This window comes from Geobacillus jurassicus NBRC 107829 (assembly GCF_001544315.1).
In the GTDB taxonomy this organism is placed as follows: Bacteria; Bacillota; Bacilli; order Bacillales; family Anoxybacillaceae; genus Geobacillus; species Geobacillus jurassicus.
In genome coordinates this window covers 1-18,994 of the sequence record NZ_BCQG01000043.1, presented here as the reverse complement: position 1 = coordinate 18,994, position 18,994 = coordinate 1, and the positions used below count along the sequence as shown (strand labels likewise).

Genomic DNA, 18,994 nt, shown 5'->3' with positions numbered 1-18,994 from the left:
GGATCATCTAGAAACACTTACCCTTTCATCACATGAGCGCACATGGGGAGAGTGTTGTTGGCAGTTTTCTGGTAGAAGATCGTTTTCTTCCTTGAAGCTAACGAGAAGAAGGGGGAAGAGGCATGTGCGGTCGGTTTACCTTAACGGTTGATTTGTTGGCGTTGCAGGAGCGGTTTCACTTCCGTTATGAAGGTTCGCTTGCTCCCCGGTTCAACATCGCCCCGGGTCAAGATGTGCTGACCATCGTCGCCGAAGGGGGAGAGAGAGTCGGGAAAATGATGTGCTGGGGGCTTGTACCGTTTTGGGCGAAAGATGTCCGCATCGGTGCGAAGATGATCAACGCCCGGGCGGAAACGATCGATGAAAAGGCGAGTTTTCGCCATGCGTTCAAGCGGCGGCGCTGCTTGATTTTAGCCGATGGGTTTTTTGAATGGAAAAAGGAAAGAACGAAAAAAGTGCCGTACCGGTTTACCCTCAAAACCGGCGAGCCGTTTGCGTTCGCTGGGTTGTGGGAGCGCTGGGATGGGCCAAGTGGGCCGCTTGAGACGTGCACGATCATTACGACGAGGGCGAACGAGCTCATCGCCCCCATCCACGACCGGATGCCGGTCATACTGCCGCCTGAACGACATGAAGACTGGCTAGATCCGCGTTTGGACGACAGCGAGTATTTGAAGTCGTTGTTGCTGTCGTATCCTCAAGAGCAAATGCAGATGTACGAAGTGGCGCCGCTCGTCAACTCGCCGAAAAATGATGTGAGCGCTTGCATTGAACCCGTCAACAGCCGGTCGATGGAGGGAATGTGATGCATCCTATCATCTTATTTGATGGCGATTGCTTGTTTTGCCATGCGAGTGTGCATTGGATTGCCGCCCGCGACCGAAAGGCAGTATTCCGCTTTGCGGCGCAACAAAGCGCTGTTGGTCAAGCATTGTTGGCAAACGGGGAGGCATCGGCGAAAGACAGTGTCGTCCTCATCGAGAACGGCTGCTGTTATGTCAAATCTGCCGCTGTCCTGCGCATCGGTCGACGCCTTTCGTGGCCGTGGAATTGGCTGGCAGCGGTTGGATTTCTCGTTCCGCGGCTGTTGCGCGATCATATGTATGACGCGATTGCCAACCGCCGTCATCGTCTCGCTGCGAAGCGTGATCGTTGTCAGTTGCCGCCTCCTGAACTGCGGACCCGTTTTCTTGATGAATGGCCGCGGTGAAGAAGGAAAATACGCCCGTTTGTCGTATTGAAAAGAGAAAGAAACGAGGGAGGGGAAATGGGCATGACAAACGAAACAAAACGGTGGCTCGAACAATGCACCGCCGCGGCGCTTGAGCAGTTTGCCGATGATTTGGCGGCCGAAGCGGAACAAAGTGAGGAAGAGGCCCGCCGTCGATTTTATGAAGGCATGGCAGTGGCGGCAAAGCTCGTGGCATTGCGGTGGGAAGGAAAATGTGCGTACATCGACGGCGATTTGATTGACAACGTATATGAAGCGCTTGCGGTCTTTTCTCTTGAAAAACTGGAAGAGGAATTGACGCTCGAAACGCAAGCCGATTCCAGCGGCCGCTGCTCGTTTTGTCTCAAAGAAAAACCAAGGCTGGCCAAAGGTCCGCTGGCAGCGATTTGCGACGATTGCCTGCAGTTTGGGCTGCAAGCGATCGCCAAGCAGCCGTGACCAGGCGGCGGTCATCGCGAGGGCGATGGCCGTCGTTTTTCTGCATAGCGGATAAGCGGGTAGGATAAGGCGAGCAACACGGCGATAAAGGCGATGACGCCGCTCCAATGAAAATGCGCCCAGACGTAGCCGCCGGCTGTTCCGGCAAGGCTTGATCCTAAATCATACATTGATGATGGGAAGGCGCGCGGCAGGGAATGTCAAACGTTTCATGAACGCTCCATAAAGACCGCTCCATCGGGCATCGTGGTTCGTTCTCGAAGCCTGATTCTCCCATGGCCAACATGTGTAAAAGATGGAGCGTCAAAGGGGACGGAGGTCAAAAGAAACGAGGAGGAAGGAGAATGATTCCGATCGTAACATCTGATGAAATGTATGCCATCGACCGAGAAGTGACGGAGAGGATCGGCATTAGCGCTGATTCATTGATGGAAAACGCCGGACAGGCGCTGTTTTCAGCGCTGAAAGAACGCATTTCACGCGCTGCTAACGTGGCGGTGCTTGCCGGGGCGGGCAACAACGGCGGGGATGGGTTTGTCGTTGCCCGCATGTTGAAAAGCTACGGCTACGAAACCGATGTATGGCTCGTTCCACCAAAGGAAAAGGTGAAAGGAGCGGCGCGTACCGCGCTTGAGGTGTACGAGCGGTCCGGCTATTCGTGGAACGCTTATGAGGGGAATGAGCGGGCGTTTGCGGCGCGCGTGCCGCATTATGATGTCATCATCGACGCACTGCTTGGCATTGGCGTCAAGGGGGAAGTTCGTTCTCCGTATCAAGAAATCATTGAACAAGTGAACCGTTCACGGGCTGTTGTGTATGCGATTGATGTGCCAAGCGGGGTGCCGGCCGATGGCGGTGATGTCGCCGCGGCCGTTCGCGCGGATGTGACGCTCACCATTCACTGTCCGAAGCTTGGGGCGTACACGTTTCCAGCGGCCGATTATTACGGGGAGCTTGCTGTTGTGGATATCGGCATTCCGCCGGTCGTGGTCAAAACGAATGCAGTCCGTCGGTTTGTGTGGGAACGAAGCGATGTCATGCGGACGATGCCAAAACGGAAGCGGTCTTCGCATAAAGGAACGTACGGCAAACTGCTTGTAGTCGGCGGGTCGAAAGCCATGACAGGAGCGGTGACGCTCGCCGCTAAAGCGGCGCTGCGAAGCGGGGCCGGACTTGTGACCATGGCTGTTCCGGAAACGGTGTACGAGGCGGTCGCCAACCGGGTGCCGGAGGCGATGTGTCGGCCGTGGCCAGCCGAGGGCGGCGCGTTTGCCGGCGCGGCTGATTGGGACGGGCTTGATGTGGATGCGATGGCGATCGGCCCCGGGCTGGGGCGGACGGAAGGGGTGCGCCGTCTTGTTGGGGAGTTGGTGCGAAAGCCGGTGCCCCTTATCCTCGATGCCGATGCCCTATTTTTCTGGGATGATTACGCCGAACAGGTGCGCCGCCGAAGCGCGCCGACTGTAATCACTCCGCATCCGGGGGAAATGGCGCGCATCGTCCATCGCTCCATTCGCGAGGTGGAGCACGACCGCTTTGGGGTATCCAAGCGGTTGGCGATGGAATATGGCGTGTATGTCGTGTTGAAAGGGCCATATACGATTGTTACGGCGCCGGATGGAGCGCAATATGTGAACATAACCGGCAATCCGGCTTTGGCGAAAGGCGGCAGCGGTGACGTGTTGACGGGCATCGTGGCGGCGTTTTTGCTGCAGCACGAGGCGGTGCAGCCGGCGGTGAGCAATGCTGTTTTCGTGCATGGAAAGGCTGCTGATTGGCTTGTTCAACATGGTCATTCGCCATGGGATGTATTGGCGTCGGACGTTGTCGATGCCTTGCCGGTGGTGCTGGCTTCATTGACGTGATCCATCGGCTAATGGAAAGGGGCCTGGGGGATGAAAACGATCCAGCCGGTTCGATATGACCGGCTGGTGTTTTCTTTTTACCAACCATTTGCGCACAAGGCATGCGGTTCGGACGTAAACTTTCCATGCATTTCATGTATAGAAGGGAGATAGGATCGTGCTGCGATTCGTTTGGCTTGACACCGAAGAGGAAGTGAGAAGCGCCTTTCCGGTCATGCGCGAGCTGCGCACCCATTTAGATGAGGAAACATACGTGGCGCTTGTGCGTGAAGCGCAAGAAAAAGAAGGGTATCAGCTCGCGGCGTTATATGATGGGGACAAAATGGTTGCTGCTGTCGGATTCATGCCGATGATTACACTCTATAACGGCCGCTTTATTTGGGTGTGCGATTTGGTTACCGCTCCAAGCGAACGTTCGAAAGGGTATGGAAAAGCGTTGCTGTCGCATGTGCACGAATGGGCGAAAGAGCACGGCTACGGGATTGTCTCGCTGTCATCCGGCCTGCAGCGGGTTGACGCCCATCGCTTCTATGAGGAAAAAATGGAATATCAAAAAGCGAGTTATGTGTTTTTGAAACGCTTATCGATTTGAATCCAACGGCGTCCGTTCAGCGGGCGCTTTTCATTTTGTGGTAGAAAGTTGTTCCACTTTTCATTATAATAAAAAATACATAACTCGTATTTTGGAATTAATATTCTGATATTCGGAACAGAGGGGCAATGATGAATAAAACGGTCTTAAAAACAAAAGAACTGCTTGATTTGTTTCTCGATTGCGAACGGTTGACGCTGCTGGAGATGGTCGAGCGGCTTCGGATGCCGAAAACGTCGGTGTACCGAATGGCGCAGTCGCTTGTTGCCCTCGGCTTTTTGCAAAAACGAGGCGATCACTATGAGCTCGGTTTCGCCTTCTTGACGTTTGGCGCGCTCGTCGCCGAGCGGCTCGATATTCGCCGGGCGGCGCTGCCAGTGATGAAGCGGCTGAAAGAGGAGACGAACGAAGCGGTCAATTTAGTCATTCGCGACGGCGATGAGGCGCTGTATATTGAAAAAGTCGAAACGTCCGAGCCGGTGCGCGTCTATACGAAAGTTGGGCGGCGCGCTCCGCTGTACGCCGGTGCGTGTCCGCGCGTCCTGCTGGCGTTTATGGCCAAGGAGGAGCAGGAACGCTATTTAGAACAGGTGGAGCTTGTGAAAATCGCCAAACATACGGTCACGGACAAACAAGCATTGCGCCGGTTGTTAGAAGAAGACCGGAAACGCGGTTATACTGTCAGTTATTCCGAACTGGAAAACTATTCGGCCGCCGTTGCGGTGCCGATTTTCAACCATGAAGGGGCGGCGGTTGCCGGGCTGAGCGTTGCCGGGCCGGAACAACGCTTTTCGTCGGATGATGTGGCTCGCATCGTTCCGCTGTTGAAGCAGGCAGCGATGGACATCTCGCGCGAACTCGGCTTTCGGGGGAAGGGATGACGGTGGAGTATACGTTGTTTCCATTATGCGAATATGCGGTCACCATCCGGTTTTCAGACCGCATCGACGAGGCCGTGAATGACATCGTCCACCAAACGGCCGCCCGGCTTCAGGCCGAGCGAAAAGAAGGCATCGAGGAAATCGCGCCGGCGTTTTCGTCGCTCACCGTTTATTACGATCCGCTCGTTGCCGGGAGCTATGCCGATGTATGCGCCTGGCTGCACGAGAACATCGGGCGGTCTGAACAAGCGGTGCGGCGTTCTGTGCGGACGGTCGTCATTCCCGTCTGTTACGGCGGCGAGTTTGGGCCGGATTTGCCGGACGTCGCCCGCTTCCACGGGATATCGGAAGATGAGGTGGTTAAGCTTCATTCGGCCGGACGCTACCGCGTCTATATGATCGGATTTTCTCCAGGGTTTGCTTATTTGGGGGGCTTGTCGCCGCGTTTGGCCACACCAAGGAGGGCGGTGCCGCGAACAAAAGTGCCGGCCGGTTCGGTCGGCATCGCCGGCGGCCAGACGGGTGTCTATCCGCTCGCGACGCCAGGCGGCTGGCAGCTGATCGGCCGGACGCCGCTTCGGTTATTTGACCCGCATCGGGAGGAACCAAGTTTGCTTGCGGCTGGCGACATCGTGGAATTTCGGCCGATTGGGGCTCGTGAATTTGCACGTTTGGAGAGAGGAACATGATTGAAGTGATCGATGGCGGATTTTTTACAACCGCTCAAGACGGTGGGCGTTTCGGCTACCGGCATGCCGGGGTGCCGGTGGGCGGGGCGATGGATAGGTGGGCGTATCGCCTGGCTAATGCGCTCGTCGGCAACAATGGGGATGAGGCGGTGCTTGAGGCGACGATGGCCGGGCCGACGCTTCGGTTTCACGTTGAGGCCGTCGTTGCGGTATGTGGCGGCGATTTCCCGTGTGCGCTCAATGGGCGGCCGTTTGCACTTTGGAAGCCGATGGCTGTCGAGCCGGGCGATGTGCTCGAAGTTGGGGTGTGTCGGACGGGGTTTCGGGCGTATATCGCCGTATCGGGCGGCATCGATGTCCCGCCCGTGATGGGCAGCCGTTCCACGTACGTTCCAGCGCAGCTTGGCGGTTTCGCTGGTCGGCCGTTGCGGTGCGGCGATGCGCTGCCACTCGGCGCCGCCCATGGGCGTCGTGTAGCCGAACCGCTGCGTTGGGGTCTTGCTTCAGCCGCCCGCCGTTATATCAGTGGGAAAATGAAAACGGTGCGCGCGGTTCCCGGCCCGGAGTATGACGAATTTACGCCGGAGAGCCGCCGCCAGTTTTTCGCCGCTCGCTATGAAGTGACGCCGCAGTCCGACCGAATTGGCTATCGGCTTTCCGGTCCAGCGTTGGCGCTTGTGCGCGAGCGGGAGATGGTGTCGGAAGCGGTCGTCTTCGGCACGGTGCAAGTACCCGCGTCCGGCCAGCCGATCGTATTGATGGCCGACAGCCAGACGTCGGGCGGCTATCCCCGCATCGCCCAAGTCGCGGCTGTGGATTTGCCGATTCTGGCGCAGGCTCGCCCGGGCGACCTTATCCAATTTCAGCCGATCAGGCCGGAAGAAGCGGCGCGGCTTTATACGGAACAAGAGCGGCAGTTGGCTGGGTGGATTTCGGCCATTCGCCGTCAATGGGAGGGAGAACGGTGAGGATGATTGATTTGAACTGTGATTTTGGCGAAAGTTTTGGCGTGTACCAGCTTGGACAGGAAGGGATTTTGCCGTATGTCACGTCCGTCAACATCGCCTGCGGGTTTCACGCCGGCGACCCGCTCGTCATGCGGCGGACGGTGCAGCTTGCGATCCATCATGGCGTTGCCATCGGCGCCCACCCGGGGTTTCCGGATTTGCTTGGCTTCGGACGGCGGGTGATGGCCGTTTCGCCGGAGGAAGTGTATGCGTACGTCGTCTACCAAATTGGTGCGCTGGCTGCGTTTGTGAAGGCCGAAGGCGGGACGATGACGCACGTCAAGCCGCACGGCGCCTTGTACAATATGGCGGCGAAAGACGCGGCGTTGGCGGAAGCGATCGCCAAAGCGGTGCGCGATGTTGACCCGTCGCTTATATTGTATGGTTTGGCGGGGAGCGAGATCATCCGCGCGGGCCGCGCCTATGGCTTGCGGACGGCGAGCGAAGTGTTCGCTGACCGGACATATCAGGATGACGGCTCCCTCACTCCAAGAAGCGATCCGCGCGCCATCATCGCCGACGAGGATGAAGCAGTCAAGCAAGTACTCATGATGGTCCGCGACCGGCGCGTCCGCTCGCTGCAAGGGACGGACATTGCCATTGAAGCCGACACTGTCTGCCTGCATGGCGACAACGAGCAGGCGGTCCGATTTGCCCAACGGCTCTATGAAGCGTTGCGAAATGAAGGCATCGCCATTCAGGCGGTGCGTCGGGAGGAGAGACGATGAAAAAAGAAAGCAGGCTCAGCATGTTTGGCGCTATCGTCGTCGTCTTGATGGCGTATATGGGCGTCTATACCGCCATGCAGCAGCTGCCGCAACTGTTCCGCTAAAGAACAAAGCGTCCTAAGCAGGAAAGCCGCTTAGGGCGCTGTTTGCATTTGGAGCTGTTTATTGCTTCTTCTAACTTATACCGATTTTTTGACTGGCTCAATGAAATCGGCATTCATGACAGTCACTCATTTGATTGGTTACAATAACAAAGAGAGATGACGGAACGAGAAAGGAGAAGAAAGATGCATTACGCCATTCCAACAGTGGTGGTCAGCGAGTGCCTCGGGTTTTCCGCTTGCCGGTATAACGGCGACATCATTCACAATCCGTTTATATCTCGTTTAGCCGCGTTTGCCCGGCTTGTTCCTGTATGCCCCGAAGTGGCCATTGGTCTTGGGGTTCCGCGGGAGACGGTTCGGCTTGTGAAACACGGCGAGGAAAAGCGGCTTGTGCAGCCGTCGACAAATCGAGATTGGACGAAGGAAATGAAGGCATTTGCCACCTCCTTCTTCGACCAAATCGAAGAAATCGATGGATTCATTTTAAAAAGCCGTTCTCCGACGTGTGGTATCAAAGATGTAAAAGTGTATGGCGATGCTGACAGCAGCATGGTCATCGAGAAAGGAGCAGGGCTGTTCGCCGATCATGTATTTCAACGCTTTCCCCAAGCGGTTATTGAGGAAGAAGGACGCTTGACGAATGCAGCCATTCGCGAACACTTTTTGACAAAGTTGTTTTCGCTCGCCTTATTTCGTGAAGTGAAAGCGGAGCGGTCCATGAAAGCGCTCGTGCAATTCCATTCTGAGCATAAATATTTATTTATGGCGTACAGTCAAAAGTGGTTGAAGCAGCTTGGCCGCTTGGTGGCGAACCGTGAACGCCTTCCGGTTGAGCAGGTGCTGAAGTTGTATGAGCAGGGATTGCATGCCTTATTTGCCCGCGCTCCGCAACGCCGTTCCCATATCAATGTTTGCCAACATGTGATGGGCTATTTCAAAAAGGAGATGTCAGCGAAAGAAAAGCAATATGTATTGGAACTGTTGGCGCAATATCGGGCGCAGCAACTGCCGCTCAGCAGTGTGACAAGCGTCTTGAAATCGTGGGCCATTCGCGAAGAAAACGATTATTTGTTGCAACAGCGGTACTTCGCCCCGTACCCGCCTGCTCTCTTAGATGTCCGCGATTCGGGCAAAGGAAGGGAAACGGCGGTGTGAGCGATCGCGCATTCGAAGAAAACAAAAGCCAAAGGGCGATTCGGTTGGCCCTTTGGCTTTGAACAAGATGGAGAACAAAGGGCGAAAGACTATCGTTCGCAGGCGATCCCATCTTTATCTCGATCCAGTCGTTGATTGGCATCGTATAATGCTTTCGATACATAAGGCTTATATTTGGTTTTTCCTCCTTTGTTTTTGACAGAGGAGGAGCGGGCTACGCCCCCTGGATAATCTTTGTTCAGCGCGGTGCAGTTTGGATACGTTTTGATTTTGGCTGCCGCTTCGGCCAGGCGGAGCGAGTCAAAGGAAAAGCTGGCTACGAGTGCAAGGGAAAGGACAAGCGAGATCACGAATCTCATCATGTGTTCCCCCCTCTTTGCAAAATGATGGCAAGCTTTTCTAGAATCATATTTTGCCATATTTGCGTTCGTTCATCAACCAAAAGCGGACAAGCAAACGGTGACGGGCCAAGAAAGGGGAAACAGTATGCACGGAGCAGACATCAAAGCGATCGTCTTTGATTTGGACGGAACACTATACGAGGAAACGGGGCATTTTGATTATTACGCCGAGCAGGTGGCCAAACGGCTTTGTGAAACAGACCGGCCGCGGTTTTGGAACGATTACCGCGCGGTGCTCGCCGGACGCCATCCGCTTCGCATCGGCGTTGTGTACGATACAAAGGAAGATTTGATTTTACAGCTCGAAGAAGGAAATGTTCGCGAAGCTCGCCGCTGGAGCGGCGAGCCGTTGACGAAGCTGGAGATCGAAACGGTTTACACGAAGCCGGTGGCGGTCGACTTGGACCGCTTTTTCAGCATCGGCGACCTTTGGTGGGTTCCAAGCTCGATCGGCCGCCATTACGGATTGGCTAATGCGGATACATATGCGGCATTTTTGAAGACGCGCGAATGGATGATGGGGCCGGAATTCAAAATGAACGGGGCGCCGGGGTTGGCGGAGACGCTCACCGAGTTGCGTAAAAAAGCGGCGCTTGTGTTGATGACGAACAGTCCGGAGCCGGACAGCGAAGCCATTTTGCGGAAGCTGGGGTTGGCGGATGTATTTCACCATAAAATTTTCCAAGCTGCCAAACCGATTAAAACGGCCGCCCATTTGGAAGCCATTCGGGCGCGTTTTGGCGTCGATTACCGACAAATGCTTTGCGTGGGGGACAATGTTGGCAATGATATCGCTCCGGCCCGTCGGCTCGGCTGCCGGACGATGTTGGTCGACACCTATGGCTTGGCGAAACAAGGGGATGCAGATTTCATCGTCGCTTCGACGTCGGCGTGTGTGCCGGTGCTGCGCCGCCTGTTGTAGGCGGTGTATTTTTTTGTTTTGTATATTCGGAAAATTATTGAAAATATTCATGAAAGCGTGTACAATAAAAAACACCCGGCTATATACCAACCGGTCAGTAAAAAAAAGCTATCCAATGCTGCTTGCGCGGCGGTTGCCGCATTGAACGATCGCGTGAAAAGGAGGAGGGGGCGGAATGAATACGAGACATTACCCGTATTGGCCGAAACGGCTCTCGAAAACGCTGGCTGTGCCGGAGACGACGCTGGTCGACCATTTGGAAACAACGGCAAAGCGCTACCCGAACAAAACGGCGATCTATTATTACGGAGCTGCGTACTCGTACAAAGAGCTGCTTGATGACGTCAACGCGTTGGCCGGCTATTTGCAGCAAAAGCTGTCCGTCAAGCCGGGCGACCGCGTGCTCTTGTACATGCAAAATTCTCCGCAGTTTGTCATCTCCTACTATGCCATCTTGCGTGCTGAAGCGATTGTCGTGCCGATCAATCCGATGAACACCTCAGAGGAGCTTTCCTTTTACGTGAACGATTGTGAGACGAAAGTCGCCCTCGTTGGGCAGGAGCTGCTTGACAAAGCAGCCCCGCTCCTTGACCGGACGCCGCTTGAACAGATCATCGTCGCTGCTTATTCCGACTATGCATCCGACGAATCGCCGGTGGCGCTTCCGGCGGAAGTGGCAGCGCCGCGGCGGGCCATTGGGGATGAGCGCGTTCTTTTATGGGTGGACTGCCTCGGCGCCCAATTGCCGCCGCTTCCATACAACGGTCATGTCGATGACATCGCCGTCTTGCCGTACACGTCCGGGACGACCGGGGTGCCAAAAGGCTGCATCCACCAGCACCGGACGGTGAACGCCAACATCGTCGGCGCCTACCACTGGGGCGATGTGACGAGCGATTCGGTCGCGTTGGCAACGCTGCCGTTTTTCCATGTCACAGGAATGGTCCATAGCATGCATACGCCGATTTTCGCCGGCGCCGCCATGGTGTTGATGACGCGTTGGGATCGGGACGCGGCCGCCCGGCTGATTGAATTGCACCGCTGCACGCATTGGGTGAACATCAGCACGATGCTCATCGACTTTTTGGCCAACCCGGCGCTTGGCCGGTATGACATTTCCTCGCTTTCGAGCATTTCCGGCGGCGGGGCGGCGCTGCCGGAAGCGGTTGGGGAAAAGCTGTTCCAGCTCACCGGCGTCCGTTATTTTGAAGGCTACGGGCTGACAGAGACGATTTCGCAGACGCATTTCAATCCGCCGGACCGGCCGAAATTGCAATGTCTCGGCGTCCCGTCGTTTGACGTCGATGCGCGCATCATCGACCCGGCGACGGGGAGGGAGCTTGGCGTCGGCGAAGTCGGGGAGATCGTCGTCCATGGCCCGCAAGTGTTCCGCGGCTATTACCGGCGTGAAAAAGAAACGGAAGAGGCGTTCATCGAACTCGACGGCAAGCGGTTTTTCCGCACCGGCGACATCGGGCGGATGGATGAAGAAGGCTACTTTTTCATCGTCGACCGCGTCAAACGGATGATCAACGCCTCCGGGTACAAAGTGTGGCCGACGGAAGTCGAGTCGCTTCTTTACAAACACCCGGCCGTCCAGCAGGCGTGCGTTGTCGGCGCGCCGGATCCGCGCCGCGGCGAAACGGTGAAGGCGTTTATCGTCCTTCATGACGAGTATGTCGGCAAAGTGACGGAACAGGAGATCATCGAATGGGCGAAAACGCAAATGGCGGCGTACAAATATCCGCGCCTCGTTGAATTCCGCAAATCGTTGCCGATGACGTCAAGCGGCAAATTGCTTTGGCGGAAATTGCAAGAGGAGGAATATGAAAAAGCAGGGAAAGGGGCGAAAGCCTAATGGCAAAGACGGTCGAAACCGTTCTTGGCCCGGTGCCGGTGGAACGGCTTGGCAAAACGCTCATCCACGAGCATTTCCTCTTCGGCTACCCGGGATTTCAAGGCGATGTGACGCGCGGCCCGTTCCGCGAAGACGAGGCGCTTCGCGTCGCAGTCGAGGCGGCGGAAAAGATGAAGCGGCACGGCATCCAAACGGTCGTTGATCCGACGCCGAACGACTGCGGGCGCAACCCGGCGTTTTTGCGGCGAGTCGCTGAAGAGACGGGGCTGAACATCATTTGCGCCACCGGCTATTACTACGAAGGGGAAGGGGCGCCGCCGTATTTCAAATTCCGCCAGCTGCTCGGGACGGCGGAAGACGACATTTACGACATGTTTATGGCTGAGCTGACCGAGGGCATTGCCGATACCGGAATCAAGGCGGGTGTCATCAAGCTCGCCTCGAGCAAAGGGCGCATCACCGAGTATGAGAAACTGTTTTTCCGCGCCGCCGCCCGCGCGCAAAAAGAGACGGGCGCAGTCATCATCACTCATACGCAAGAAGGGACGATGGGGCCGGAACAAGCCGCTTATTTGCTTGAGCACGGCGCCGATCCGAAAAAGATCGTCATCGGCCATATGTGCGGCAACACCGACCCGGACTACCATCGCCGGACTCTTGAGCACGGGGTGTATATCGCCTTTGACCGCTTCGGCATCCAAGGGATGGTCGGCGCGCCGACAGATGAGGAGCGGATTCACACGCTTCTTGCCCTGCTTCGCGACGGATATGCGGATCGAATTATGCTTTCGCATGATACGGTCAACCTTTGGCTCGGCCGTCCGTTTGAACTGCCTGGGCCGTTTGCCGAGATGATGAAAAACTGGCATGTCGAGCATTTGTTTGTGAACATCATCCCCGTGCTGAAAAACGAAGGAATCAGTGACGAACAGCTTGGGCAAATGTTCATCCGCAACCCAGCTGCCTTGTTCTCCGCATAAGGCGGCGCAAGCCTCGAATTTCGAATTCAAACCCGCCGTTGTCCGGCTTCATCCGGTCGACGGCGGGTTTTTGTTTGGATTGGGATCCGTTTTTTTCCATTCCTGCGAATAATTTTCCTGTTTGGTTCAACAATAAGGAGAGACATGAGCCGAGCGAAAGGAGGAGAAAAGGTGCCGGCCATCGAAAAGCGACTCCTGTTCTTCTCTTTCGTTGTCATCGCCTTGTACGTGTCGCCGTATTTTGTGCTTGGCGAAGATGCGCACATGCGCGTCCATGACAATTTGGATTCGAACATCGCCTGGTATAAGGTGCTCACTCGAAGCGGTGAGCTGTTCGGACCGGTCGATGGCGTCATCCCGCAAATCATCAACGGCCTGCCGCGCAACGCGTTCGGCACAGAATTCAGCGGCATCGTTTGGCTTCACGCCCTGTTTCCATCCATTTACGCCTATGGGCTCAGCCAAACCGTAACCCGCGTATTTGCGTTCATCGGCATGTATTTGCTGCTGCGAAAACATGTGTTGCCGGGCGAGCGCTGGGGATGGATTCGCATCGGCGCTTCGTTGACATTTGCCTTGACGCCGTTTTGGCCATCGGGAATGTTAAGTACGCTTGGGATGCCGTTTGCGCTTTGGGCGTTTTTAAACATCCGCAACGGCGAGCGTTCATGGGTGAACTGGGCGGTGTTGACGCTCTTGCCGCTCTATTCGAGCTTCGTGCTTGGATTTTTCTTTTTCTTGAGCGCGCTTGGGGTTTGGTGGCTCATCGACGTCATCCGCGGCAAAGGATGGAATTGGCGTTTTTTTGCAGCGATCGCCTACATGACAGCTCTCTATTTGGCGGTCGATTACCGGCTTGTCCATTCGCTCTTGTTTTCCGATGAGCCGACAAGCCGCGACGAATATTTCCACGCCCGCCTGCCGCTTTGGCGCGTCATCCGGTTGACGTTCAAAAACTATGTGCTCGGCCATACCCACGTCATGACCGTGCATGGGCTCGTCATTTTACCGGTGACGCTCGTTGCCTTGTATTTTGTCTGGAAGCGGAAAAGCTGGCGGCAAGAAAAACTGTTTTTGATTTTGCACGGGTTGAACTTCGCGTTGTCGACATGGTATGCGTTTTGGTTTTACAAAGGATGGCTGCCGCTCACCGAGCGGTTCGATTTGCTCGATAAGTTCAATTTCGCCCGCTACCATTTTTTGCGGCCGATGGTCATTTACGTCCTCTTTGCGCTGGCGCTGAAAATTTTTTGGCAGGAAGGCCGAAGGTGGCGGGCGGTCGGTGCGGCGGCCATTGTCTTGCAGCTTGTCGTGCTTGCTTTATGCAATGAGGAAATCGTCTACCGCGACAAGCCGTCGTTTCGCGAGTTTTACGCGGAAAAGCAGTTTGCCGCCATTCGCCGCTATATCGGCCTCCCGGTGCATACATACCGTGTCGCCAGCATCGGCATCCACCCGGCGATCGCTCAATACAACGGCTTTTACACGCTCGATACGTACAACAACTTTTATCCGCTCGAATACAAGCATCGGTTTCGCCGCATCATCGCCAAGGAGCTTGCGAAAAACGAAACGCTGCGCGAGTATTTCGATGAATGGGGCGGCCGTTGCTACCTGTTTGTCGACGAGCTTGGCAAGCGCTATATGTTTAAGAAAAACTCAAAGCGCACGATTCGTCATCTTGAGTTGAACACGAAAGCGTTTTACGACATGGGCGGGCGCTACATTTTCTCAGCCTTGCCGATTGAAAATGCTGGCGAAAACGCCTTGCGCCTTGAGCGGGTGTTCCGTTCAAAAGAGTCCGCGTGGACCATCTATTTATACAAAGTCGTGCTAAGGGGAGGAAGGTGACATGTTCAAACCGACGTTGGCCATTGTTGTGCCGTGTTACAACGAAGAAGAGGTGCTGCCGGAGACGATCCGCTGCTTGCGGGAGCTGCGCGAACAATTGATTGAAGAGCAGCTCATTTCATCCAAAAGCGCGCTTTTGTTCGTCGATGACGGCAGCCGTGACGATACATGGAAGATCATATACAAAGCGAGTTTGCGCCACCCGGAAGTGAAAGGGCTGAAACTGGCGCATAACGCCGGGCATCAAAATGCGCTGCTTGCTGGGTTGTTCGCTGCCAAAAGGCATGCCGATTGCCTCATTTCGATCGACGCCGATTTGCAAGATGATGTGGCCGCCATTCGCGAATTTGTGAAAAAGTTTCGCGAAGGCTATGACATCGTTTACGGCGTGCGCCGGCGACGCGATGTCGATACGTGGTTCAAGCGCCATACGGCGCAAGGATTTTACCGGCTGATGAAGGCGTTTGGCGTCGACCTCGTTTACAACCACGCCGACTATCGCCTCATGAGCCGGCGCGCTGTGGACGCGCTCGAACAGTTCGGGGAAGTGAACTTGTTTTTGCGCGGCATCGTCCCGCTTTTGGGCTTCCGGTCGGCGACGGTTTATTATGACCGAAAAGAGCGGCTGGCCGGGAAAACGAAATATCCGCTGAAAAAAATGATCGCCTTTGCGCTCGATGGCGTGACGTCGTTCAGCGTCACCCCGATCCGTTTCATTTCGCTCGTTGGGTTTCTCTCTTTTGTCGTCAGCCTGATGTTTGGCGCCTATTTTCTTTTCCTCAAATGGGCCGGGCATACGGAAACAGGCTGGACGTCGCTTATCATGTCCATTTGGCTGTTAGGAGGCTTGCAGCTGATGGCGCTCGGGCTGATTGGTGAATATATTGGAAAAATTTACAAAGAAACGAAACGGCGGCCGCGCTATATCATCGATTTGGATTTATGGAATTGGCCGCTGCCGCAGCGGCTGTCGCCGGCGGCGCCGTCCGAAGAGGGAGGGGCGGCCGAATGGACGCGTTCGTAATGGAACAAAAAGGGAGGTGCGCTTTGGCGGCCGCCTTTTTTCTTTGTCTTGCAATTCAAAAAAAGAAAGAGTAGACTGATGGATGGGGAGAATGGATCATTCCATGTGAACGAAAATATGGCGAAAGTCAGTGTATGGCCGGCGAAAAGGCTTGGAAAGGGGAGAAACCGGAAATGGCCAATTGGCATGAATGGGCGGAACTACTCGAGCGGGTAAGAGAGGAGAATCCGCTCGTCCATAATATCACGAATGTCGTTGTGACGAATTTTACGGCAAATGGGCTGCTTGCGCTTGGCGCTTCGCCGGTGATGGCGTATGCGAAAGAGGAAGTGGGCGAGATGGCGAAGCTCGCTGGAGCGCTTGTCCTCAATATTGGGACGTTGAATGCCGAAGAGGTAGAAGCGATGCTTGTCGCCGGCCAGGCGGCCAATGAAGCCGGCGTGCCGGTCATTTTCGACCCGGTCGGGGCCGGGGCCACGCGCTACCGGACGGAGACGGCGCGCCGCATCGCGGAACAAGTCAAGCTCGCCGTGATCCGTGGCAATGCGGCGGAGATCGCCAATATGATCGGTGAGGCGTGGGCGATTAAAGGAGTCGACGCCGGCGGAGGAAGCGGCGATCGAGTGGCGTTGGCCAAACGGGCGGCGGAGCAGCTCGGCGCCGTTGTCGCGATTACCGGAAAAGAGGACGTCGTTGCGGACGGACAGACGACGTATCTTATTCAGAACGGCCATCCGTTGCTGACGAAAGTGACCGGGGCGGGCTGTTTGCTGACATCGGTCGTCGGAGCGTTTGCGGCCGTTGAGCGCGATGCGGTGAAGGCGGCGGTGGCCGCGCTTGTGTATTACGGCGTCGCAGCGGAGCAGGCGGCGGCCAAAGCCGGGGAGCGCGGACCGGGCAGCTTCCAGACGGCGTTTTTGGACGCGTTGGCGTATACAAGCGTCGATGATGTCAAACGACATGGCCGGGTGGAACAACGGTAAAAGGGGAGGAGAAAAACGATGGTGTACAAAGCGTTGACGATTGCCGGGTCGGACAGCGGCGGCGGCGCCGGCATCCAAGCCGATCTCAAAACGTTCCAGGAGCTCGGCGTCTTTGGCATGTCAGCGATCACGGCGGTGACGGCGCAAAACACACTTGGCGTGCAAGGCGTTTATCCGTTGTCGGCGGAAGCAGTGGCCGCGCAGATCGAATCGGTGGCCGCCGATTTAGGCGCGGATGCGGTGAAAACCGGCATGCTCTTTAGTGCCGAGATCATTCGTACGGTTGCTGAACAAGTGAAAAAACATAAATGGGAGCGGCTTGTCGTCGACCCGGTGATGATCGCCAAAGGCGGCGCTCCGCTGTTGCAAGAGGAAGCGGCGGCCGCGCTGAAAGAAGAGCTGCTGCCGTTGGCGCTCGTTATTACGCCGAACATTCCGGAGGCGGAAGCATTGACGGGCGTTGTCATCCGCACGATGGATGACCGCCGCGAAGCCGCGCGCCTCCTCCACCGGATGGGCGCCCGCTATGTCGTCGTGAAAGGCGGCCATGACGATGATGGAGAAGAAACGGTTGATCTGCTGTATAACGGCAGCGAATTCTCCTATTTTAAAAGCAAGCGGATTGATACGCGCCATACGCACGGAACCGGCTGTACATTTGCGGCGGCGATCGCGGCCGAGCTGGCGAAAGGACGGCAGGTCGTCGATGCAGTCGCAACGGCGAAATCGTTCGTGCAGGCGGCGATCTCTCATCCGCTCGGCATCGGCCAAGGCCATGGGCCGACGAACCATTGGGCGTACCGCCAATACGGGGAGTGAGAACGATGGCGCGCATCACGAGCGGCGAAATGAAGGAGCGGCTCGCCGTGTATTTCATCATGGGAAGCCAAAACAGCGAGCGGCCGGCCGCCGATGTGCTGAAAGAAGCGCTTGACGGCGGTGTGACGTTGTTTCAGTTCCGCGAAAAAGGGCAGGGCGCTTTAAAAGGGGCGGACAAAGAGGCGCTCGCCCGGCAGCTGCAACGCCTTTGCCGCGCTTATGGGGTGCCGTTTATCGTCAACGATGACGTCGAGCTGGCCCTCGCCATTGATGCCGACGGTGTCCATGTCGGTCAAGATGATGAAGACGCGCGGCGCGTGCGGGAAAAAATCGGCGATAAAATTCTTGGCGTCTCAGCGCACAACGTCGAAGAAGCAAGGGCGGCTGTGGAGGCGGGCGCCGATTACCTCGGCGTCGGCCCGATTTACCCGACCAGTTCGAAAGAGGATGCAAAGGAAGCGCAAGGACCGGATGTTCTCCGCCGCCTGCGCGAAGCCGGGATTGCGATTCCGATCGTCGCCATCGGCGGCATTACGGCAGGCAATGCGAAAACGGTCATTGAAGCGGGAGCGGACGGGGTGTCGGTGATCAGCGCCATCGCTTCGGCTCCGGCGCCAAAAGCGGCGGCCGCCGCCTTGGCGGAAGCGGTGCGGGCCGCCCGCACGCGCTGAATGAAAAAGGCGGTTTCCACTTGTAGGCAAGGCTCCATAATGGAAAAAAGGTGTCCCGTTGATTTTCGGGACACCTTTTTTTTGACTGCTAGGTCGTTGTCTGCCGCCAGTTCGGCCATCGCCATTCCAACAGCGGCCGCATGAGCCGGACGACCGGCTTGCTTCCAAGGATGAGCATCATGGCAACCGACAGCGCGAGCAAAAGCGGATAGCCGTGCACATCCATAATAAAGTCAGGGAACGGCGTCTCGTGCAAATATTTTAAAATAAACCCGTGCAAGATATAGATGTAAAACGTGCGCGCCCCAAGCACGGAAAAGGAGAAGCGCCGGCTCGGGATGAGCGACAGGAAGCCGAACATCATGAGCAGGCTCGCCCCATAAATGGCAAGGCGGCTCGCAACGCCGGCTGGTTCCGAGACGCCGAGCGTATCGTACGATTTTGAGCCGTACAGCCAATCTTGCGGCAAATCCGGAAACCCAAAATGGATGACGAAAAACATGCCAACAAGCACGAATAGCGAAACGAGGCGCACTGGGGCGGCAAACAAGCGCTCGATCGCTGATTTTTGAAAGAAAAATCCAAGCAAAAAGAACGGGAAAAACGTGAGCGTCCGCGACAAGCTGAGCCATTTTTCCGCTTCCATCATTCCGCCCGCCAAGCCGAGAAGAAGCGCCAGCGGCAGCGCGATCCGCTTCGGCAGCCGGCCGAACCATAACAGCAGCACGTTCCAGCTGAACAGGCTGAGCAAAAACCATAAACTCCAGTGCGGGGTCAATAAGTCAAGCTCCAGCG

At 56.2% G+C, this 18,994-nt stretch carries 19 protein-coding genes and 1 pseudogene; 18 read left to right on the top strand and 2 right to left on the bottom strand.

Features of this window, described 5'->3' with window-relative positions; all coding sequences use genetic code 11:
- The first annotated feature begins 122 nt into the window (after positions 1-122).
- The 10 genes and pseudogenes from GJ1_RS12630 (at position 123) to GJ1_RS12585 (ending at position 8,690) form a co-directional block, all read left to right on the top strand.
- Positions 123-806: an SOS response-associated peptidase gene (locus GJ1_RS12630; RefSeq protein WP_066232978.1), complete on the top strand. Its 684-nt coding sequence runs from the start codon at positions 123-125 to the stop codon at positions 804-806.
- A complete protein-coding gene (locus GJ1_RS12625) occupies positions 806-1,210 on the top strand; it encodes a thiol-disulfide oxidoreductase DCC family protein (protein WP_066232974.1) in 405 nt (134 codons plus the stop codon). Before GJ1_RS12630 ends, GJ1_RS12625 begins: the two co-directional genes overlap by 1 nt.
- Positions 1,211-1,273: 63 nt before the next feature.
- Positions 1,274-1,669: a hypothetical protein gene (locus tag GJ1_RS12620; RefSeq protein ID WP_066232970.1), complete on the top strand. Its 396-nt coding sequence runs from the start codon at positions 1,274-1,276 to the stop codon at positions 1,667-1,669.
- A 344-nt stretch (positions 1,670-2,013) separates the two neighbouring features.
- Complete coding sequence (locus tag GJ1_RS12615; protein ID WP_066232967.1) at positions 2,014-3,534, top strand: NAD(P)H-hydrate dehydratase; 1,521 nt, start codon at positions 2,014-2,016, stop codon at positions 3,532-3,534.
- A 157-nt stretch (positions 3,535-3,691) separates the two neighbouring features.
- Entirely contained in the window at positions 3,692-4,126 is a 435-nt protein-coding gene (locus tag GJ1_RS12610) for a GNAT family N-acetyltransferase (RefSeq protein ID WP_066232964.1), read from the top strand.
- A 131-nt stretch (positions 4,127-4,257) separates the two neighbouring features.
- Positions 4,258-5,007, top strand: coding sequence for an IclR family transcriptional regulator (locus tag GJ1_RS12605; RefSeq protein ID WP_066232959.1), 750 nt, complete (start codon positions 4,258-4,260; stop codon positions 5,005-5,007).
- Positions 5,004-5,700: pseudogene (pxpB, locus tag GJ1_RS12600) on the top strand (5-oxoprolinase subunit PxpB). Before GJ1_RS12605 ends, pxpB begins: the two are co-directional and overlap by 4 nt.
- Entirely contained in the window at positions 5,693-6,664 is a 972-nt protein-coding gene (locus GJ1_RS12595; RefSeq protein WP_066232952.1) for a 5-oxoprolinase subunit C family protein, read from the top strand. Before pxpB ends, GJ1_RS12595 begins: the two are co-directional and overlap by 8 nt.
- Complete coding sequence (locus tag GJ1_RS12590) at positions 6,661-7,431, top strand: 5-oxoprolinase subunit PxpA (protein ID WP_066232949.1); 771 nt, start codon at positions 6,661-6,663, stop codon at positions 7,429-7,431. Before GJ1_RS12595 ends, GJ1_RS12590 begins: the two co-directional genes overlap by 4 nt.
- Before the next feature lie 287 nt (positions 7,432-7,718).
- Positions 7,719-8,690 (top strand): YbgA family protein, encoded by a 972-nt coding sequence (locus tag GJ1_RS12585; protein WP_066232945.1) that lies wholly within the window; start codon positions 7,719-7,721, stop codon positions 8,688-8,690.
- 89 nt (positions 8,691-8,779) lie between these two features.
- Here GJ1_RS12585 and GJ1_RS12580 read toward each other — a convergent pair whose 3' ends face one another.
- Complete coding sequence (locus tag GJ1_RS12580; RefSeq protein ID WP_066233008.1) at positions 8,780-9,049, bottom strand: excalibur calcium-binding domain-containing protein; 270 nt, start codon at positions 9,047-9,049, stop codon at positions 8,780-8,782.
- 127 nt (positions 9,050-9,176) lie between these two features.
- Here GJ1_RS12580 and GJ1_RS12575 point away from each other — a divergent pair, with 127 nt between their 5' ends.
- The 8 genes from GJ1_RS12575 to thiE all read left to right on the top strand — a co-directional run bounded on the left by GJ1_RS12575 (position 9,177) and on the right by thiE (position 18,199).
- Positions 9,177-10,013 carry an HAD family hydrolase gene (locus GJ1_RS12575; RefSeq protein WP_044731224.1) on the top strand — a complete coding sequence of 279 codons (837 nt, stop codon included), beginning with the start codon at positions 9,177-9,179 and terminating at the stop codon, positions 10,011-10,013.
- Between the two features lie 175 nt (positions 10,014-10,188).
- Positions 10,189-11,871 carry a long-chain fatty acid--CoA ligase gene (locus GJ1_RS12570; RefSeq protein ID WP_066232938.1) on the top strand — a complete coding sequence of 561 codons (1,683 nt, stop codon included), beginning with the start codon at positions 10,189-10,191 and terminating at the stop codon, positions 11,869-11,871.
- Positions 11,871-12,851, top strand: a complete 981-nt coding sequence (locus GJ1_RS12565) for a phosphotriesterase family protein (RefSeq protein ID WP_066232935.1) — start codon at positions 11,871-11,873, stop codon at positions 12,849-12,851. Before GJ1_RS12570 ends, GJ1_RS12565 begins: the two co-directional genes overlap by 1 nt.
- Before the next feature lie 171 nt (positions 12,852-13,022).
- Entirely contained in the window at positions 13,023-14,702 is a 1,680-nt protein-coding gene (locus GJ1_RS12560) for a DUF6044 family protein (protein WP_174520118.1), read from the top strand.
- 1 nt (position 14,703) lies between these two features.
- Positions 14,704-15,726, top strand: coding sequence for a glycosyltransferase family 2 protein (locus GJ1_RS12555; RefSeq protein WP_066232927.1), 1,023 nt, complete (start codon positions 14,704-14,706; stop codon positions 15,724-15,726).
- Between the two features lie 173 nt (positions 15,727-15,899).
- Complete coding sequence (gene thiM, locus GJ1_RS12550) at positions 15,900-16,709, top strand: hydroxyethylthiazole kinase (RefSeq protein ID WP_066233005.1); 810 nt, start codon at positions 15,900-15,902, stop codon at positions 16,707-16,709.
- Between the two features lie 18 nt (positions 16,710-16,727).
- Positions 16,728-17,528 (top strand): bifunctional hydroxymethylpyrimidine kinase/phosphomethylpyrimidine kinase, encoded by an 801-nt coding sequence (gene thiD / locus GJ1_RS12545; RefSeq protein WP_066232924.1) that lies wholly within the window; start codon positions 16,728-16,730, stop codon positions 17,526-17,528.
- Between the two features lie 5 nt (positions 17,529-17,533).
- A complete protein-coding gene (gene thiE, locus GJ1_RS12540) occupies positions 17,534-18,199 on the top strand; it encodes a thiamine phosphate synthase (RefSeq protein WP_066232921.1) in 666 nt (221 codons plus the stop codon).
- 88 nt (positions 18,200-18,287) lie between these two features.
- Here the strand turns inward: thiE and GJ1_RS12535 are convergent.
- Positions 18,288-18,994 (bottom strand): acyltransferase family protein (locus tag GJ1_RS12535; protein ID WP_066232917.1); only part of this gene is annotated, 707 nt, incomplete at its 5' end.

Bases quoted from the DNA above. Each gene is read 5' to 3' on its own strand.
- GJ1_RS12630 (WP_066232978.1), top strand. From the start codon at position 123: ATGTGCGGTCGGTTTACCTTAACGGTTGATTTGTTGGCGTTGCAGGAG.
- GJ1_RS12625 (WP_066232974.1), top strand. From the start codon at position 806: ATGCATCCTATCATCTTATTTGATGGCGATTGCTTGTTTTGCCATGCG.
- GJ1_RS12620 (WP_066232970.1), top strand. From the start codon at position 1,274: ATGACAAACGAAACAAAACGGTGGCTCGAACAATGCACCGCCGCGGCG.
- GJ1_RS12615 (WP_066232967.1), top strand. From the start codon at position 2,014: ATGATTCCGATCGTAACATCTGATGAAATGTATGCCATCGACCGAGAA.
- GJ1_RS12605 (WP_066232959.1), top strand. From the start codon at position 4,258: ATGAATAAAACGGTCTTAAAAACAAAAGAACTGCTTGATTTGTTTCTC.
- GJ1_RS12595 (WP_066232952.1), top strand. From the start codon at position 5,693: ATGATTGAAGTGATCGATGGCGGATTTTTTACAACCGCTCAAGACGGT.
- GJ1_RS12585 (WP_066232945.1), top strand. From the start codon at position 7,719: ATGCATTACGCCATTCCAACAGTGGTGGTCAGCGAGTGCCTCGGGTTT.
- GJ1_RS12580 (WP_066233008.1), bottom strand. From the start codon at position 9,049: ATGAGATTCGTGATCTCGCTTGTCCTTTCCCTTGCACTCGTAGCCAGC.
- GJ1_RS12575 (WP_044731224.1), top strand. From the start codon at position 9,177: ATGCACGGAGCAGACATCAAAGCGATCGTCTTTGATTTGGACGGAACA.
- GJ1_RS12570 (WP_066232938.1), top strand. From the start codon at position 10,189: ATGAATACGAGACATTACCCGTATTGGCCGAAACGGCTCTCGAAAACG.
- GJ1_RS12565 (WP_066232935.1), top strand. From the start codon at position 11,871: ATGGCAAAGACGGTCGAAACCGTTCTTGGCCCGGTGCCGGTGGAACGG.
- GJ1_RS12555 (WP_066232927.1), top strand. From the start codon at position 14,704: ATGTTCAAACCGACGTTGGCCATTGTTGTGCCGTGTTACAACGAAGAA.
- thiM (WP_066233005.1), top strand. From the start codon at position 15,900: ATGGCCAATTGGCATGAATGGGCGGAACTACTCGAGCGGGTAAGAGAG.
- thiD (WP_066232924.1), top strand. From the start codon at position 16,728: ATGGTGTACAAAGCGTTGACGATTGCCGGGTCGGACAGCGGCGGCGGC.
- thiE (WP_066232921.1), top strand. From the start codon at position 17,534: ATGGCGCGCATCACGAGCGGCGAAATGAAGGAGCGGCTCGCCGTGTAT.